Below are 14743 nucleotides of genomic sequence, written 5' to 3'. Positions count from 1 at the left end.
CGATCAGGCCGTCGGCCGCCGGGCCGGGCGCCGCAGCAGCAGCCGTCGCGCGGGCCGCTCCACGCCCTCGTAGAGGAGCCAGGACAGGCCCAGCGACACGGCGAACGCGACGGTGGCGACGGTCGCCCCGGTGAGCAGGCCGAAGCGCGGGCGGGTGCCGAGCAGTTGGGTGCCCGCCCGCAGCACCAGCAGATGGACCATGTAGAACGCGAACGACAGCTCGCCGAGGCGCACCAGCCAACGGCGGCGCCACAGCGAGGGCAGTCCGCGCAGGTCGGCGACGGCCGCCGCCGGGATGAGCAGCGCGAAGCCCATGATGGTGCAGGCGGTGGCCGCGTACTCGTCGGTGACCTGGGGGACCAGGAAGTATCCGATGATCGCCAGTGCGAGCGAGGCCTCCAGGCCGGGGCCGCGCCAGCGCCCGAGCAGCACCAGCCGTGCGGCGGCCGCGCCGAGCACGAACTCGGGCAGCCGGGCCGCCGGGAAGGAGCTGATCGGCTGGTCCCACCAGTGGTGGGCGTCCGTCCAGGCCAGCACCAGCACCGCGAGGACGGCCAGCGCGGCCAGCAGTGCGGCGCCCCTCGCGCCCAGCCGGCGCAGCAGCAGGGCCAGCAGCGGGAACGCGGCGTAGAAGAAGGCCTCGCAGGCCAGCGACCAGCTGACCGGGTCCAGCGTCTGCCACCACGGCCGCCACCAGGAGTGCACCAGGAGGACGTCGGCCAGGCCCTGCGGCAGGGTCGGCTTCGACTGGCGGGGCAGCGTGACCGCCATGACCAGGGCGATGACGACGGTCACCAGGTGCACCGGATAGACCCGGGCGACGCGCCGCCACCAGAAACGCCGAGCCCGGTCACCCGGCCGCGCGGACCACATCAGGACGAACCCGGACAGCACGAAGAAGAACGACACCCCTGAGGCGCCTGCCTCGAACCCCCAGGACATGAAGCGGGCGCCGGTGCCGCCGAAATAGCGGAAGTTGTGCACGTGCAGTCCGAAGACCAGCAGCGCGGCCATCCATCTCAGCCCGGTGAGGGACGGCAGCGAGGGGGCGGGGGCGGACGACTGGCTACGGGACGGGGGCGCGGCGGCCGGAGCGGTAGAAAGGGCCTTGGTCGCCGTCGTCATCAAGTCACCTGCCGGTGGGTTCGCGCGTGGAGCATGAAACGGAGCGTTGCCCGTTCCACACCTTTCATTCCGGCCTCGTACGAAACATCACACCAACGCCGAGCAGTGGCCTCGGCCAAACGGGCCGCAGCGGCCGGAAGGGTGGATGCGACCCTACCCGGACGGCCGACACGGACCGCGGCCCTCGCCGTGCGCAGTACCGCCTGGCCTGACGCCCTGGCCCGGGCTTTCGCACCCGGGCGGCGGGTCGGGACATGCGACACGAACGGGTGCGGTCATCCTTCGCCGTGTTGACGCCGCTATGACGGGGGCCGCGTGGCGGCGGAGCTCGGCCGGCTCTCGGACGGCGTGACCCGCACAGCCGACGGAGTCGTCGACGCTACGCGGGTGGGGGCCTGCGTGGTGCGGCTCCTCCTGGGCGGGACGCTGGGGATCGGCGTGGGGCTGGCGGGTGCCGAAGACGCCGGGGAACGGTGCGGGGTCGTAGGGCTGACAGCGGGCGGCGCCAGGGGGACTCGCGGGGACGTCGGTACCGAGGGCGCCGTCAGATGCATCGGCAGGGCGACGAGGAGGGCGACGGCACAGGTCACCCCGGCCCCGGCCGCCGTACGCACCAGCCGGCGGCGGTTCGCGGCGCGCCGGATCTCCTCGTACCGGCCCGGCGGCGGGCCCAGATACGCGGTCGGCGGCCGCAGGACGACAGCGAGGGGATCGTCGGGGCCGTCGAACTCCGGCTCCGCGTCAAAGCGTGTGGTCAAGGCTTCTCCTCAGATGGCCGCGGAGCAGTTCACGGGCCGCGTGCAGATCGGCCTTGACGGTTCCTTCCTTGCGCCCGGTCAGCTCGGACACCTCCCGGATCGGCATGTCAGCGTAGTAGTGCAGCAGGATCGGCACGCGCAGTCGCTCCGGCAGCGACTGCACCAGCAGCCGTACCGAGGGGTCCGTCTGTTCGGGGTGCGGGCGGGTCGCGGCCTCCGAGCCGACGCGGCGCACGGTCCGGCGCTCGCGCTCCATCTTGCGCCAGTGGTCCCGGACGAGATTGGCCGCGGTGACATAGAGGAAGCCGCGGGGCTCCTCCACCGACGTCCACCGGGCCCACAGCCGGGTGAACGCCTCCGAGGCGATCTCGTGCGCCGTCTCGTCGTCGTCGACCAGGCGGCGGCACCAGCCGGCCAGGCGTGGGTACAGGGCGGCGAACAGCTCGGACGCCGCCTTGTCACGGGACCGTTTCAACGTTCTCCAGGGTCGAAGGGGCTCGTCGAGGGCGATGAGGAGGATGCGGGACCGGTGCCGTGAGTTCCACCGGTCCCGCATCCGTATCCGCCGGGTCAGGGTGTCGTGCCGGTCAGCGTGGCGAAGACGATCACGTTGTCGAGGTAGCCGTCGCCGCCCCGCGGGCCGCCGCAGGTGATCAGCCGCAGCTCCGGGCGGTCGACGTCCCCGTACACGTCCTCGGTCGGGAACTTTGCCTTGGCGACCGTACGCACCTCGTCGACCGTGAAGACCGCCGACCGGCCGTTCTCCAGACGCGCCACCGCCTGCTCGCCCCGGTGCAGCTCCCCGAGCCGGCGGAAGACGCCGTCACCGTAGGCGCCGACCGTGACATGGCCGAGGATCACCGACGGGCCGACCTGCCCCGGGGTGGGGGAGTGGCGGTACCAGCCGGCCCGGTCGTGCGCGGTGATCGGCGGTACCTGCACCGTGCCGTCGGCCGTCAGGCCCAGCCGCAGCAGCGGCGTGTCGACGCCGATCGCCGGGATGCGCAGCCGGACCGGCACGGAACGCCCGAGCGCGGTCGGGGTGGCGGACGGCGAGGGCGCCGGCGGCTGCTCGCGGTGGACGGTGGTGGCCGTCCGGTGAGTTGCCCCCGCACAGCCCGCCAGCAGCGAGGCCGTCGCGGCGGTGACGAAGGCGCGCCTGGAGAGCGAGGTCATGCCCCGGTCGCCCGGCGGCGGCGCACGGCGAACACCACGGCGCCCGCGGCGAGTGCCACTGCCGTGCCTCCGCCGATCAGCGCCTCCTCGGACCCGGAGCCCGAGGACGGCTCCGCCACCCCGGTGTCGGGCGCGCCCTTGGGCACGGCGGCGACCTGGCCCCGTTCCCGGGCCGGTGCGGGGGTCGACGCCCGGGTGGGCTCGGCGGAGCGCGCCTTGGACGGGACGGCGGAGGGTTCCGCGGAGCGGGCGGCGGACGGTGCCACGGTGGGTACCTGGCTCGGGGTGGCGCTGTCGGCGAACGCGGGCACGGTGCCCGCCAGGACGGCGGTGCAGGCGAGTGCCGTGGCGCTCAGGACGGTTCGGCCAGTTCGGCGCATGGAGAGGCTCTCTTTCGTCGGCCCGCCGTGGTCAGGGCGGGCTGAGTAACGGATCGAGCGGAGAGACGACCCGGCGCCGGGTCAGGTTGTAAAGGGATAGCAAAGTCCACGGAGGGGTGGTGGGGAGGGCAGGGGTTGTCCGCTTCGGCGCCAAACTTGAACAGTTTGTTTTCTTGAATCGCTCGTGTTTATAGGGATAGGTTGTCGCCATGACCGCATCCCAGCCTCCGACCACCGCCGACGAGCTGCGTGGTGCCGGCCTGCGGGTGACGGCCGCCCGCGTCGCGCTGCTGGAGACCGTTCGGGGCGGCGACCATCTCGACGTCGAAGGGGTCGCCTCGGGCGTCCGCGAGCGCGTAGGCCACATATCGCTTCAGGCCGTGTACGACGCGCTGCACGCGCTCACCACGGCAGGACTCGTCCGCCGAATCGAACCGGCCGGCAGCCCGGCGCGGTTCGAGGGGCGCGTCGGCGACAACCACCACCACGTCCTGTGCCGGTCGTGCGGTGCCGTCGCCGACGTCGACTGCGCGGTCGGCGACGCCCCGTGCCTGACCGCCTCGAACGACCACGGCTTCGCCATCGACGAGGCCGAGGTCATCTACTGGGGCCTGTGCCCCGACTGCTCCACCGTCAGCCATTCCTGAGTACGTTGATCCGCCCCCTCCGGAAGGATTTCCCCCATGTCCGAGACCCAGGAGAACACCGCGGGCAAGTGCCCGGTCGCGCATGACCGTGCCCCGCACCCCACCCAGGGTGGCGGCAATCGCCAGTGGTGGCCCGAGGGGCTCAACCTGAAGATCCTTGCCAAGAACCCCGCCGTCGCGAACCCGCTCGACGAGGGCTTCGACTACGCCGAGGCGTTCCGGGCCCTCGATCTCGCGGCCGTGAAACGTGACATCGCGGAGGTGCTCACCACCTCGCAGGACTGGTGGCCGGCCGACTTCGGCAACTACGGCCCGCTGATGATCCGTATGGCCTGGCACAGCGCCGGCACCTACCGCATCTCCGACGGCCGCGGCGGCGCCGGCGCCGGCCAGCAGCGTTTCGCCCCGCTCAACAGCTGGCCGGACAACGGCAACCTCGACAAGGCCCGCCGCCTGCTGTGGCCGGTCAAGAAGAAGTACGGCCAGTCCATCTCCTGGGCCGACCTCATGATCCTCACCGGCAACGTGGCCCTGGAGTCGATGGGCTTCGAGACCTTCGGCTTCGGCGGCGGCCGCGAGGACGTCTGGGAGCCGGAGGAGGACGTCTACTGGGGTCCCGAGAAGGTCTGGCTCGACGACCAGCGCTACACCGGCGACCGTGACCTGGAGAGCCCGCTCGGCGCCGTCCAGATGGGCCTCATCTACGTCAACCCGGAGGGCCCCAACGGCAACCCGGACCCGATCGCCGCGGCCCGCGACATCCGTGAGACCTTCCGCCGCATGGCGATGAACGACGAGGAGACCGTCGCCCTCATCGCCGGTGGCCACACCTTCGGCAAGACCCACGGCGCCGGCCCCGCGGACAACGTGGGCGCCGACCCCGAGGGCGCGCCGATCGAGCAGCAGGGCCTCGGCTGGAAGAGCACCTACGGCACCGGCAAGGCCGGCGACGCGATCACCAGCGGCCTGGAGGTCACCTGGACCACCAAGCCCACCCAGTGGAGCAACGACTTCTTCGACATCCTCTTCGGCTACGAGTGGGAGCTGACCGAGTCCCCGGCCGGCGCCAAGCAGTGGGTCGCCAAGGACGCCGAGGCGATCATCCCCGACGCGCACGACCCGTCGAAGAAGCGTCTGCCCACGATGCTCACCACCGACCTGTCGCTGCGCTTCGACCCGATCTACGAGCCCATCTCCCGCCGGTTCCACGAGAACCCGCAGGAGTTCGCGGACGCGTTCGCCCGCGCCTGGTACAAGCTGACCCACCGTGACATGGGCCCGAAGTCCCTGTACCTCGGCCCGGAGGTCCCGGCGGAGACCCTGCTGTGGCAGGACCCCCTGCCGGCGGCCGAGGGCGAGCCCATCGACGCCGCCGATGTCACGGCCCTCAAGGCCAGGCTCCTCGACTCGGGTCTGACGGTCTCCCAGCTGGTCTCCACCGCCTGGGCGTCGGCCTCGACGTACCGTGGCAGCGACAAGCGCGGCGGTGCCAACGGCGCCCGGATCCGCCTGGAGCCGCAGCGCGGCTGGGAGGCCAACGACCCCGACCAGCTCGCCCAGGTCCTGCGGGTCCTGGAGGGCGTCCAGTCGGAGTTCAACTCCGGTGCCAAGAAGGTCTCGCTGGCCGACCTGATCGTCCTCGGCGGTGCCGCCGCCGTGGAGAAGGCCGCCAAGGACGCCGGCGTGGACATCGAGGTGCCCTTCACCCCGGGCCGCGTCGACGCGACCGAGGAGCACACGGACGCCGAGTCCTTCGCGGCCCTGGAGCCGACGGCCGACGGCTTCCGCAACTACCTCGGCAAGGGCAACCGCCTGCCGGCCGAGTACCTGCTCCTCGACCGCGCCAACCTGCTCGGCCTCAGCGCCCCCGAGCTGACCGTCCTGGTCGGCGGTCTGCGCGTCCTCGGTGCCAACCAGGGCGGGGCCAAGCACGGTGTCCTCACCGAGACCCCGGGCGTGCTGACCAACGACTTCTTCGTCAACCTGCTCGACATGGGCACGGAGTGGAAGTCGATCTCCGAGGACCAGACCACGTTCGAGGGCCACGACCTGGTCACCGGCGCGGTCAAGTGGACCGGCACCCGTGCCGACCTGGTCTTCGGCGCCAACTCCGAGCTGCGCGCGGTGGCCGAGGTCTACGCGAGCGACGACGCCAAGGAGAAGTTCGTGAAGGACTTCGTCGCCGCCTGGACGAAGGTCGCCAACGCGGACCGCTTCGACCTGGTCTGATCCCGGCGAAGCCCGGTGCGTGACGCCCGGGCCGGCCTCACCGGCCGGCCCGGGCGTCTTTACGTCCGCATGGTCTGCTTTAGGTGCCAACTCCCCGTAGTTTGCTGCACATCGGCGGTTCTTTACCGCCGGTCCCGCGGCAGCGAGCGGTACAGGGAGGCACGTCCGTGGGTGTCGGCCGGCAGCTGCTGCTCCGCTACACCGAGCGCACCCAGCAGCGGGGCCAAGGCGTCGTCGACGGTCAGCGGCCGCTGGGACATGCCGAACAGGTCGAGGAAGAGCACCCCGCCGGGAAAGCCGGCCGCACGGCGTGGGCGGCGCGGATGGCGAAGGTGGTCTTCCCCAGCCCGGCAGAGCCGGTGACAAGCCCCACCACGGCGACACCCGGCGCGAGTTCGCTCTGCACGAGAGCGTCGACCCAGGCCAGTTCGGCGGCCCGGCCGGTGAAGTCGTCGACGGAGCGGGGGAGTTCGCACAGCCCGGACGGACGTGTCCGGTGATCCCGCAGCGGGGCGTCCCCCGCGAGTCGCAGGAGGCGCTGCCGGGCGTCGTAGGCCAGGGAGAGCGCGTCCGCGACGGCGGTGACGGTCCGCTGCTGGGGCCCCTTGCTCCGGCCGCGCTCGATGTCCTACAGGGTACGGGCACTGACCCCCGACACATCGGCCAGCTGCTCCAGGGCCGGACGGGCCGCGCGGCGATGGCGCCGCAGCAACTGGGCGAAGGTCGGACGCTCGTCGATCGGGCTGCTCCTGCCCGGCGATATGGGCACTTGACCCACTTCGAACGCCCGTAAGCCCACTCGGGCCCCGCGCGGACCCTGTCCGGTCGCCCGAAGGGCCCAGCAGAACTTGCATCACTCGTACGGCGGGCCTGGCGTGCAGCCGGTTGCCGGACCCGGAAGCCTAGGATCCGTCACCGGATATACCAGGACATCTCTCGCCTTTTCCGGTAGGGGCGGGGCCTCACCTCACGACTGAAGGAGACGGGATGCCGCACCGCGCCGGGAGAACCCGCTGGAGGCTCTTCGCGGTGATCCTGGTGCCCGCCGTCGCCGCGTGCGCGACCGTCGGCATCGGCATGGCGCAGGGCGTGCTCGCCGCGTCCTTCTTCATCTCCGGCCGGAAGTTCCAGGTCACCGCCGACTCGCTGACCGCCCGGGGGTTCAGCCTCTACGGCATGATCGACGTGACCAGGAAGCACGAACTCGTCCCTGTTATGGTCAGCGGCTTCCGGCATGCGACGGTCAGCGGCCTGTGCCAGTCGGTCGTGGTCGACGTCCCGCTGCTGGGCACCCAGACCCTACGGCTCACCGGCGGTGACCACCGGCTGGCCGAGGCCTCGGACCTGTTCCTCGACGCCACGGTCGACGCGGCCGGAGACGCGAACTTCACCGGCCTCGACATCGGTGTCGCCCAGGGCGCCCTCACCAAGGGGCCGGTCAGGTCCGGAGACCGGGACTCGCGGTTCTTCGATCCCGACGGCGTCGCCCAGCAGGCCGTCTCGGCCACCCTGACCGACGTACGGGTGAACGCGGTCGCGCTGTCGGCCGGCACCTTCCACATCCCGGATCTGCGGGTGCGGCTCCAGCCGGGCAACCACGCATGCCCCTGACCCGGCCCACCATGACACCACTGATCAGGACAGTAGGCGTGATCACGAATCCCTTCGGCAGAGCAGGTGAACTGCTCACCGCGACACTGGAGTTCCGGCGCAGGTTCAGCACGTGGCGGGGCGAACGCCCCTTCTGGGCCGGCCTGTTCACCTTCACCGCTGGCCTGCCCATCCTCTACTGGCCCTACGCGAAACTGGACCTGGGCGGGATCCCGCTCGCCCTGTCGACCACCTCCGGTGCCGGGTCCCTGGTGATCGGAACCCTGCTCCTGACACTGGGTATCACCCTCTGCTACCGTCCCCACCTCCGTGTCTTCGCCGGGATCGCGACCCTCCTGCTCGCCGTCGTCTCCTTTCCCGTGGCGAACTTCGGCGGCCTCTTCCTCGGCGTCGCCTCCGGTCTGATCGGCGGCTCCCTGGCCTGTGCCTGGCTCCCGCCCACGGCGGAGGAACCACCGACACCGCCGAGCGACGGCGGGACCACGGCCGTTCCGGCGGCGGAGGGCCGAAGTGGCGACTGCTGAGGACCGCACCGGCGGAAGCATGCGTTCCGGCGGGCCGGGGCGCCGTCGACCGCGCCGCACACGTACGACCGATCGCGTGTTCGCCCGTGCGTCCCGGCCTCTCGCCTGCGCGGCGGCCGTGGTCTGTCTGTCCCTGTCCCTGCATCCGGCGTCGAGCCTCTCCGCGGCGTCCGTCGACGCACCACGGCTCGACGCGCCCCCGCCCCGCGCCGCCAAGGGTTCCTGGGTGCTGCGTGCCGACCGGCTCGTCCTGCGCGGCGCGAGGTTCCGCGGGACGGCCACGGTGCACACCGCGGCAGGGACCGTCCGGGCGCTGAGGTTCACCGTACGGTCACTGGACGCCGTCGACCTCGACCTGACCGCGGGACGAGGCCGCGCTGCGATCCGCCTTCGGGCCAGGCCGGCGACGACCTCCACGCTGAAGGGCCAGGGCGCCCACGGCGTGGTCACCCTTTACGTCCGCAAGCTGTCCGGTACGGTCACCGGTCTCGGTGGCAGCCCGCTCCCGGCGGACCGCACCGTCGCCGTCACCCCCGACGCCGTCCCCACTGGCTCTCGCACCCGGCCACCCCCACCCGCACGATCACCCTCGTCGCGGCGACCGTGGCGCAGGTCGTACAGCTCGGCGGTCAACTGTCCATCAAGGGTCCACAGTTGCGGGCCACGACCAGGTGACCTACGCCCCCGGCAGCGGCCGGACCGTGAGGATCTGCGATGCGTGTCCGACCGGGCCTTCCACGTCGTGCAGGACCGTGCTGGTGAGACCCTGCCCGCTGGGACCGAAGGTCACCTTGGTGTCCAACCCCGTCCAGGGGCCCCGAGGCCGGCGGTGGAAGTGGATGGTCAGGTCGACGTTCGGGAACATCCACTCGGTGGGGGGCTGCCGGACGGCGATGCCGTTGGCGGTGTCGACCAGGGTGATGAATGAGGCGAGTGGGCTGACCGGCACACCGGCGACCAGCTCCAGGGGCGTGGAGATCCAGGCCGCCGTACGGCCAGGGCTCGGTGGCTCGACCGGGCGGACCTCCACGGACTCGATGTAGCCGCCGGGCCAGAGATCGCTCAGCGGCCACGGGGCGAGGGAGTCCGGCGGGACGAGACGGTCGTCGGGGCCGCCCGCGACCGCGGAGGTGTCGAGTTCGGCCAGGTACCAGGCGCGGGCGCGCAGGACCGAGCGGCCGGAGATCCGTACGACCGCTTCGAGAAGCTCGATGGTCCGCCCGGGACGGACGGTCTCCACCTCGATCTCGCACTCGTCCAGGGCGAGGCGGCCGAGGATGTCGTAGCTGATCCGGGAGAGCAGCAGACCGTTGCCGGGGCCCGCGGCCCGATACCGGTCGAGGGCGTGGACGACGAGCCCCGAGAGCGGACTGAAGTGCTGCTCGTCCGGGGCCCAGGCGCCGCCGGCGTGCGGCGTCGGCTTGTAGCGGAGACCGTCGACGGCCTCGAAGTAACTGCCCGGGGACACGGTCGGGATGGACAACGGACGTCTCTCCTCAAGGGGTGAACACCTTGGACGCTGGTCCTCACGGGGTGCGGAAGCCGCGGAAGGTCACGTGCCCGCGGCTTTCGAAGCCGAGCCGTTCATAGAGCGCGATCGCGCGGGTGTTTGACTCTGCCGCGTGCAGGAAGGGGCGTTCGTTCCGGGACAGGACGCGTGCGGCGAGTGCGCTCACCAGGCGGGCGGCATGGCCCTGCCCACGTGCCTCGGGGGCGGTGCAGACGGCGCTGATCTCGGTCCATCCGGGCGGCCTGAGCCGTTCGCCCGCCATGGCCACCAGCCTGCCCTGGTCGCGGATGCCGAGGTAGGTGCCCAGTTCATGGGTGCGCGGCCAGAACGGTCCCGGTTCGGTCCGTGCGACGAGCGCGAGCATCTCGGGCACGTCGGCCGCACCCAGTTCGACCACGGTGGTACCGGTGGCGGCGGGAGCCGGAGCGGGCCGGCCGGTGCGGGGCCACACCAGCTGCCGGCCTTCCAGGACGAAGACCGGCTCCCACTCCCGCGGCGGAAGCACCGGGCAGCTGAACATGTCGGCGAACGAGCCCGGGCCGAGCAGCCGGGCGAGGTCGGCCCAGTCCGCAGGATCGGGATCCGTGGGCACGGAAGAGAAGGTCGCGACATCCGGCAGATAGGTGGCGGCACGGCCGAGTCGGCGTCCGAGATGTGCGTGGTGACCGCGCAGGGACGCGCCCACCGGGTCGTCGAGTGCGACGGTCTCCTCGCTCGTCATCGTGCTGCGCCCTTCCTGCCGTGTCACTCTCCGTGCCGCCGATGATCGTATCCAGAGAGCGTCGAGGAGCCCGCAGGGGGCCGTGGCGACGGCTCGCGTCAGCACCCGACCATCACCGTCGGGTGGTGACGCGAGCAGCTGTGGCGGGTCAGCCGGTGTGGCCCTCGCCGTGGCCGCCGTGGGCCGCGCCGTGGTCGAACTTCATCGCCTCCTCGGGCATGACGACGAACGGCCGCATCATGCCCATGTCCTCGTGCTCGAGGAGGTGGCAGTGGTACATGAACCGCCCGTACGCGCCGTCGAACCTCCCCATGACGCGCAGGATCTGGTCGCCCGGTACCCGGAAGACGTCCTTGAGGCCCCGCTCGTTGGGCGCCAGCGGGAGCTGGGTCGCCGCGTCGTAGGCGATCGGCCTGGTGGTGCCGCCCACCGTCGGGTCGAAGCCCGAGACGTCGTAGGCGTCACGGCCCAGCAGCTGGAAGTCGGCCAGATGGATGTGCATCGGGTGGACGATCGGCGCGAGGTTGAGGAAGCTCCACTGCTCGTAGGAGCCCTCGGCGATGGTGAAGCCCAGCGCGTCGTTGAACGTCCGGGAGGTGCGGCGGTACGTCTTCGTCGTGCCGTCGGCTCCGGTGAGCTGGATGATGCCGTCGGCGGGGACCTGGACGGCACCGGGGTCGGCGACCTCGGTCATCTCCCAGATCTCCGGATGGCCGCCGGCACCCTTGGTGGCCGGCGGGGTGAGCACGATCAGACGGTGACCGTGCGGGAGGTCGTGCGTGAGCCGGCGGAAGGAACCGGAGAGCACCTCGGGCAGCTCGAAGATGTCCCTCCCACCGCCGCAGCCGACCCGGAACTCCAGGACCGCCGGATAGCGCACGTCACCGGCCGGGTCGGGCACCCCCGGTGCCTGGTTGCGGCCCTTGTTGACGAGGCGGAGGGTCTTGCCCGCGAGTCCTCGGAAGTCGACGAGCAGGTCGAAGCGCTCGGCGGGGGCCACGGTCAGCGTAGGCAGCGCGTCGTCGAAGTCGACCGGGACCGGGCGGGGCAGCAGTCCGCCGTCGCTGCCGATCTGGTGGACGGCGCCCGGCACCGGGCTGCCGTCCTCGTCGACGAGGACGAGGTCGAATATGCGTGCGTTGGACGTGTTGACGAGCCGGAAACGGTACCAGGCGTCGGCCACCTCGGCGTACGGCCAGATACGGCCGTTGACCGTCGTGTACGGGCCGGTGAACGGGATGGAGACCGGCTTGCCCGTCTCCGGGTTCTGCTGCTGGACGACGACCGTCTTGTGCAGCAGCCGGCCGTTGAGTCGGCCGTCCTCGTCGGTGTCCAGGTTCCGGTCGGCGAGCAGCAGCGGGATCTCCCGCTCCCCGCACGGAAGCCCGAGCGCGTCCTCCTCGTCATCACGGACGAGGTAGGTGCCGTACAGGCCCGTGTGCACGTTCCAGCGGGTGATGTTCATGGCGTGGTCGTGATACCACCACTGCACCGCCTGGTGGTCGTTCGGGTACTCCGACAGCTGGGCGTCGCCGAAGCCGACGGCGTTGTCCGCCCAGCCGTCGTTGCCCCCGCCCGTCTGCGCTCCGTGCAGATGGGTCACCGTCCAGGCGGGCAGGGCGGCGACGTCCTTGTTCGGCTCGACGCCCGCGCGGCCCGGCTCGGTGCTGGGCGGTGCGGTGCCCGGTGCGCCGAGGGGCACCTCCACCGAAGTGACCGGATACTCGCTGCCCTTGGGGATCCGGTTGGTCCAGGCGATACGGACGCGCTGCCCGCGGCGCACCTCGATGGTCGGGCCCGGCACCTGCCCGTCGTACCCCCACATCAGTGTCGGCGGGAGCTGCGGGTGCAGGCGCACCCAGGTCGGGCGCAGCGCGATCTCCGTCTCCCGCAGCACGTCGCCGGTGCCGGGCCGCAGTACGGGCGGGACGGGCAACGGCGCCACATAGGGCGCGAGTTCCTCCGGAGCCGGCGCCGCTTCCCCTGTGCCGTCCTCGGTGATCCTGTCGATGATGTCGGTCAAGGTCGAACACCCCCGTGTGTTCTGTGGTCTCTGCCTTCACCCCACAGGACCCCCGAGGACTGACCGACGTTCCCTGAATGCCCCGTTCCGCCCGAAAGGGCGAACAGTTCGAGCCATCTCCACACGCACCTCGGCACGGTCCAGGGAGGAGGACCGTGCCGAGGTGATCGGGGCCCTGTGGAGGTCAGGCCGTGGCGCGCTGCCTACGGCGCAGCGTCAGGTACGTGCCCGTGGCACCGACGGCCACGAGGGCGCCCACGCCGAGGCTCACCGGGAGGGTCGGGAACTCGCCGGAGCCGGTCGTGGCGGCCGTGTTCACCATCGCCGGGCCCGGCGTGATGTGCGTGCTGACCGGAGCCACCTGGTGGATCGGGCCGACACGCCTGACCGAGCCGTCCGAGTTCAGCAGCACCTGCTTGTTGTTGGGGTGCCGGAAGTCGAACATGCTCGTCAGCGAGCCCGCGGTGGCGTCGAAGGAGTGGTCGCCGACCCGGCCGGTGCGCCAGTTGTCCTCGATGAAGCGGGTGATCGAGGCCTGGTCGGTCTGGGTGTGGTCGACCTTGTTCACCTTGCTGTACGGCGAGATGACCAGCATCGGCTGCCGGGTACCGGGGCCGCAGCGGTCGGCGTAGCCGCCGGACGCGGCCGGGCCCGCCTGGCAGGCGGCGCTGTCGAGGGCCTTGCCGTTGGAGCCGACAGTGGCGTCCTTGGAGCCGTTGCGGGGCTTGGCGTAGGCGTGGTCGTACCAGCCGTCTGAGTCGTCGTAGGCGACGACGATCGCCGTGGACTTCCACTGCGGCGAGCTCTGGATGGTGTTGATCTCGTTGACGAGGAAGTGCTGCTCGTCGGTCGGGTCGGAGTAGCCGGCGTGGCCGTCCTGGTACTCACCGGCCTTGAGGAAGCTGACGGCCGGCAGCTTGCCCGCCTTGGCGACCGCGGTGAAGTCGGTCAGGTCGTAGTTGTGGTTGGCCTGGCCGTTGTGACCGATCTCGCTGACGTTCTTCGGCGCCACGTGGTGCGGGTTGGACGTCGACTTGTAGTACGAGAAGGGGTTGTGGTGCGGGCTGTAGTCGACCACGGAGGCGCCGCCGACGTTGGTGTGCGTCGTGTCGCACTTGGCGTAGGAACCGGACGTGCCGGTGTAGGCCGTGGACGGACGGAAGCCGCCCTGGAACCAACCCCACGTCACCTTCTTGGCGTTGAGCAGGTCACCGATGTTCTTGCCCTGCAGCGACGCCAGCGCGCTGGTGCTGGTGTGGTCCTTGTCGGAGCAGTCGTCGTAGGCCGGGTCCGGGTCGTTGATGACCGTGCCCACACCCTTGGCGTTCGGGGACGCGATGGCGTACGAGTCGGGGGTCGACGTCTGCTTGCCGGTGACCGAGTCGACCGAGATCGCGCCGTGCGTCTGACCCGAGACCAGGTTGAGCGCGCCGGGCGTGGACGGGCCGTAGACCGAGCTGTAGGAGCGGTCGTTGAGGGAGTACTGCTGGGCGTAGTTCCACAGCGCGGTGACCGTGTTGCCGTCGTAGTAGTCCATCACCAGGCCGGGCTCGCCGAACAGGCCGCCGCTGCACTTGTCGACCTCGGTGTTCTGCACGAACTGGTCGGCCTTGCCGCCGTCGTAGGCGTACTGCTCGGGCCCGTAGGAGTGGTTCTGGTCGCAGGTCATGGCCTGCGCCGGGGTGAGCCGCTTGGGCGCGTACTGGTTCGGGTTCTTCGTCAGCAGCCCGGCGTGCGCGAGGGTGTCGATGTCCTTCGGGGTCTTCTTGGACGCCGTGAACTTCGTGCCGTCGGTGTTCGCGGCCTTGGGGTAGGTCGCGAAGTAGTGGTCGAAGGAGATGTTCTCGTCGAACAGCACGACCACGTGCTTGATCGGCGTGGCGGTCGACGACCCGCCGTGGTGCCCGGCGGGTACGGCCGCCCAGCTGGGCGCGGTGCCGCCGAGGACCGTGAGCGCGGCGGCACCCGCGAGCGCCCCCAGACTCCTGATCGCCGTTCGTCTTCCTGTGCTGGCCATGCGAACTCACCCTCCGGGCATG

15 protein-coding genes are annotated in these 14743 nt (G+C 71.2%); 5 read left to right on the top strand and 10 right to left on the bottom strand.

Annotated elements, in window-relative coordinates; translation table 11 throughout:
- Positions 1–3 precede the first annotated feature (3 nt).
- The 5 genes from ABTY98_RS02565 to ABTY98_RS02545 all read right to left on the bottom strand — a co-directional run bounded on the left by ABTY98_RS02565 (position 4) and on the right by ABTY98_RS02545 (position 3439).
- Positions 4–1125, bottom strand: a complete 1122-nt coding sequence (locus ABTY98_RS02565; protein WP_352219020.1) for an acyltransferase family protein — start codon at positions 1123–1125, stop codon at positions 4–6.
- Positions 1126–1424: 299 nt separating this feature from the next.
- Positions 1425–1883, bottom strand: a complete 459-nt coding sequence (locus tag ABTY98_RS02560; RefSeq protein WP_352219019.1) for a hypothetical protein — start codon at positions 1881–1883, stop codon at positions 1425–1427.
- Entirely contained in the window at positions 1867–2358 is a 492-nt protein-coding gene (locus ABTY98_RS02555; protein ID WP_352219018.1) for an RNA polymerase sigma factor, read from the bottom strand. The genes ABTY98_RS02560 and ABTY98_RS02555 overlap by 17 nt, the downstream gene beginning before the upstream one ends.
- A 95-nt stretch (positions 2359–2453) precedes the next feature.
- Positions 2454–3059 carry a class F sortase gene (locus ABTY98_RS02550; RefSeq protein ID WP_352219017.1) on the bottom strand — a complete coding sequence of 202 codons (606 nt, stop codon included), beginning with the start codon at positions 3057–3059 and terminating at the stop codon, positions 2454–2456.
- A complete protein-coding gene (locus ABTY98_RS02545) occupies positions 3056–3439 on the bottom strand; it encodes a sortase-dependent protein (protein WP_352219016.1) in 384 nt (127 codons plus the stop codon). The genes ABTY98_RS02550 and ABTY98_RS02545 overlap by 4 nt, the downstream gene beginning before the upstream one ends.
- Before the next feature lie 209 nt (positions 3440–3648).
- On the opposite strand from ABTY98_RS02545, the gene ABTY98_RS02540 reads away from it, so the two are divergent.
- The 3 genes from ABTY98_RS02540 to ABTY98_RS02530 all read left to right on the top strand — a co-directional run bounded on the left by ABTY98_RS02540 (position 3649) and on the right by ABTY98_RS02530 (position 6815).
- Positions 3649–4086 carry a Fur family transcriptional regulator gene (locus ABTY98_RS02540; protein ID WP_352219015.1) on the top strand — a complete coding sequence of 146 codons (438 nt, stop codon included), beginning with the start codon at positions 3649–3651 and terminating at the stop codon, positions 4084–4086.
- Positions 4087–4122: 36 nt separating this feature from the next.
- Entirely contained in the window at positions 4123–6315 is a 2193-nt protein-coding gene (gene katG, locus ABTY98_RS02535; protein WP_352219014.1) for a catalase/peroxidase HPI, read from the top strand.
- A 167-nt stretch (positions 6316–6482) separates the two neighbouring features.
- Positions 6483–6815, top strand: coding sequence for a hypothetical protein (locus tag ABTY98_RS02530; RefSeq protein ID WP_352219013.1), 333 nt, complete (start codon positions 6483–6485; stop codon positions 6813–6815).
- 128 nt (positions 6816–6943) lie between these two features.
- Here ABTY98_RS02530 and ABTY98_RS02525 read toward each other — a convergent pair whose 3' ends face one another.
- A complete protein-coding gene (locus ABTY98_RS02525) occupies positions 6944–7084 on the bottom strand; it encodes a hypothetical protein (RefSeq protein WP_352219012.1) in 141 nt (46 codons plus the stop codon).
- Between the two features lie 218 nt (positions 7085–7302).
- Here ABTY98_RS02525 and ABTY98_RS02520 point away from each other — a divergent pair, with 218 nt between their 5' ends.
- Complete coding sequence (locus tag ABTY98_RS02520) at positions 7303–7926, top strand: DUF6230 family protein (protein WP_352219011.1); 624 nt, start codon at positions 7303–7305, stop codon at positions 7924–7926.
- 38 nt (positions 7927–7964) lie between these two features.
- Positions 7965–8450: a DUF6114 domain-containing protein gene (locus ABTY98_RS02515; protein ID WP_352219010.1), complete on the top strand. Its 486-nt coding sequence runs from the start codon at positions 7965–7967 to the stop codon at positions 8448–8450.
- Between the two features lie 676 nt (positions 8451–9126).
- Here the strand turns inward: ABTY98_RS02515 and ABTY98_RS02510 are convergent.
- From ABTY98_RS02510 to ABTY98_RS02495, 4 genes are all read right to left on the bottom strand, one after another.
- Positions 9127–9918, bottom strand: a complete 792-nt coding sequence (locus tag ABTY98_RS02510) for a thioesterase family protein (RefSeq protein WP_502994133.1) — start codon at positions 9916–9918, stop codon at positions 9127–9129.
- Between the two features lie 58 nt (positions 9919–9976).
- Positions 9977–10681, bottom strand: a complete 705-nt coding sequence (locus ABTY98_RS02505) for a GNAT family N-acetyltransferase (RefSeq protein ID WP_352219008.1) — start codon at positions 10679–10681, stop codon at positions 9977–9979.
- 148 nt (positions 10682–10829) lie between these two features.
- Positions 10830–12704 (bottom strand): O-aminophenol oxidase PhsA, encoded by a 1875-nt coding sequence (gene phsA, locus ABTY98_RS02500; RefSeq protein ID WP_352219007.1) that lies wholly within the window; start codon positions 12702–12704, stop codon positions 10830–10832.
- Between the two features lie 184 nt (positions 12705–12888).
- Positions 12889–14721 (bottom strand): phospholipase C, encoded by a 1833-nt coding sequence (locus ABTY98_RS02495; protein WP_352219006.1) that lies wholly within the window; start codon positions 14719–14721, stop codon positions 12889–12891.
- Positions 14722–14743 lie beyond the last annotated feature (22 nt).

The sequence above is a fragment of the Streptomyces sp. NPDC096040 genome (genome assembly GCF_040303265.1).
Lineage (GTDB): Bacteria > Actinomycetota > Actinomycetes > Streptomycetales > Streptomycetaceae > Streptomyces.
Note: the sequence above shows the minus strand (reverse complement) of the source record. Positions and strands in the feature narration are given on the sequence as shown.

What these genes read in the sequence shown, in the direction of transcription:
- ABTY98_RS02565 (WP_352219020.1), bottom strand. Translation starts at nt 1,125, where the DNA reads ATGACGACGGCGACCAAGGCCCTTTCTACCGCTCCGGCCGCCGCGCCC.
- ABTY98_RS02550 (WP_352219017.1), bottom strand. Translation starts at nt 3,059, where the DNA reads ATGACCTCGCTCTCCAGGCGCGCCTTCGTCACCGCCGCGACGGCCTCG.
- ABTY98_RS02545 (WP_352219016.1), bottom strand. Translation starts at nt 3,439, where the DNA reads ATGCGCCGAACTGGCCGAACCGTCCTGAGCGCCACGGCACTCGCCTGC.
- ABTY98_RS02540 (WP_352219015.1), top strand. Translation starts at nt 3,649, where the DNA reads ATGACCGCATCCCAGCCTCCGACCACCGCCGACGAGCTGCGTGGTGCC.
- katG (WP_352219014.1), top strand. Translation starts at nt 4,123, where the DNA reads ATGTCCGAGACCCAGGAGAACACCGCGGGCAAGTGCCCGGTCGCGCAT.
- ABTY98_RS02520 (WP_352219011.1), top strand. Translation starts at nt 7,303, where the DNA reads ATGCCGCACCGCGCCGGGAGAACCCGCTGGAGGCTCTTCGCGGTGATC.
- ABTY98_RS02505 (WP_352219008.1), bottom strand. Translation starts at nt 10,681, where the DNA reads ATGACGAGCGAGGAGACCGTCGCACTCGACGACCCGGTGGGCGCGTCC.
- ABTY98_RS02495 (WP_352219006.1), bottom strand. Translation starts at nt 14,721, where the DNA reads ATGGCCAGCACAGGAAGACGAACGGCGATCAGGAGTCTGGGGGCGCTC.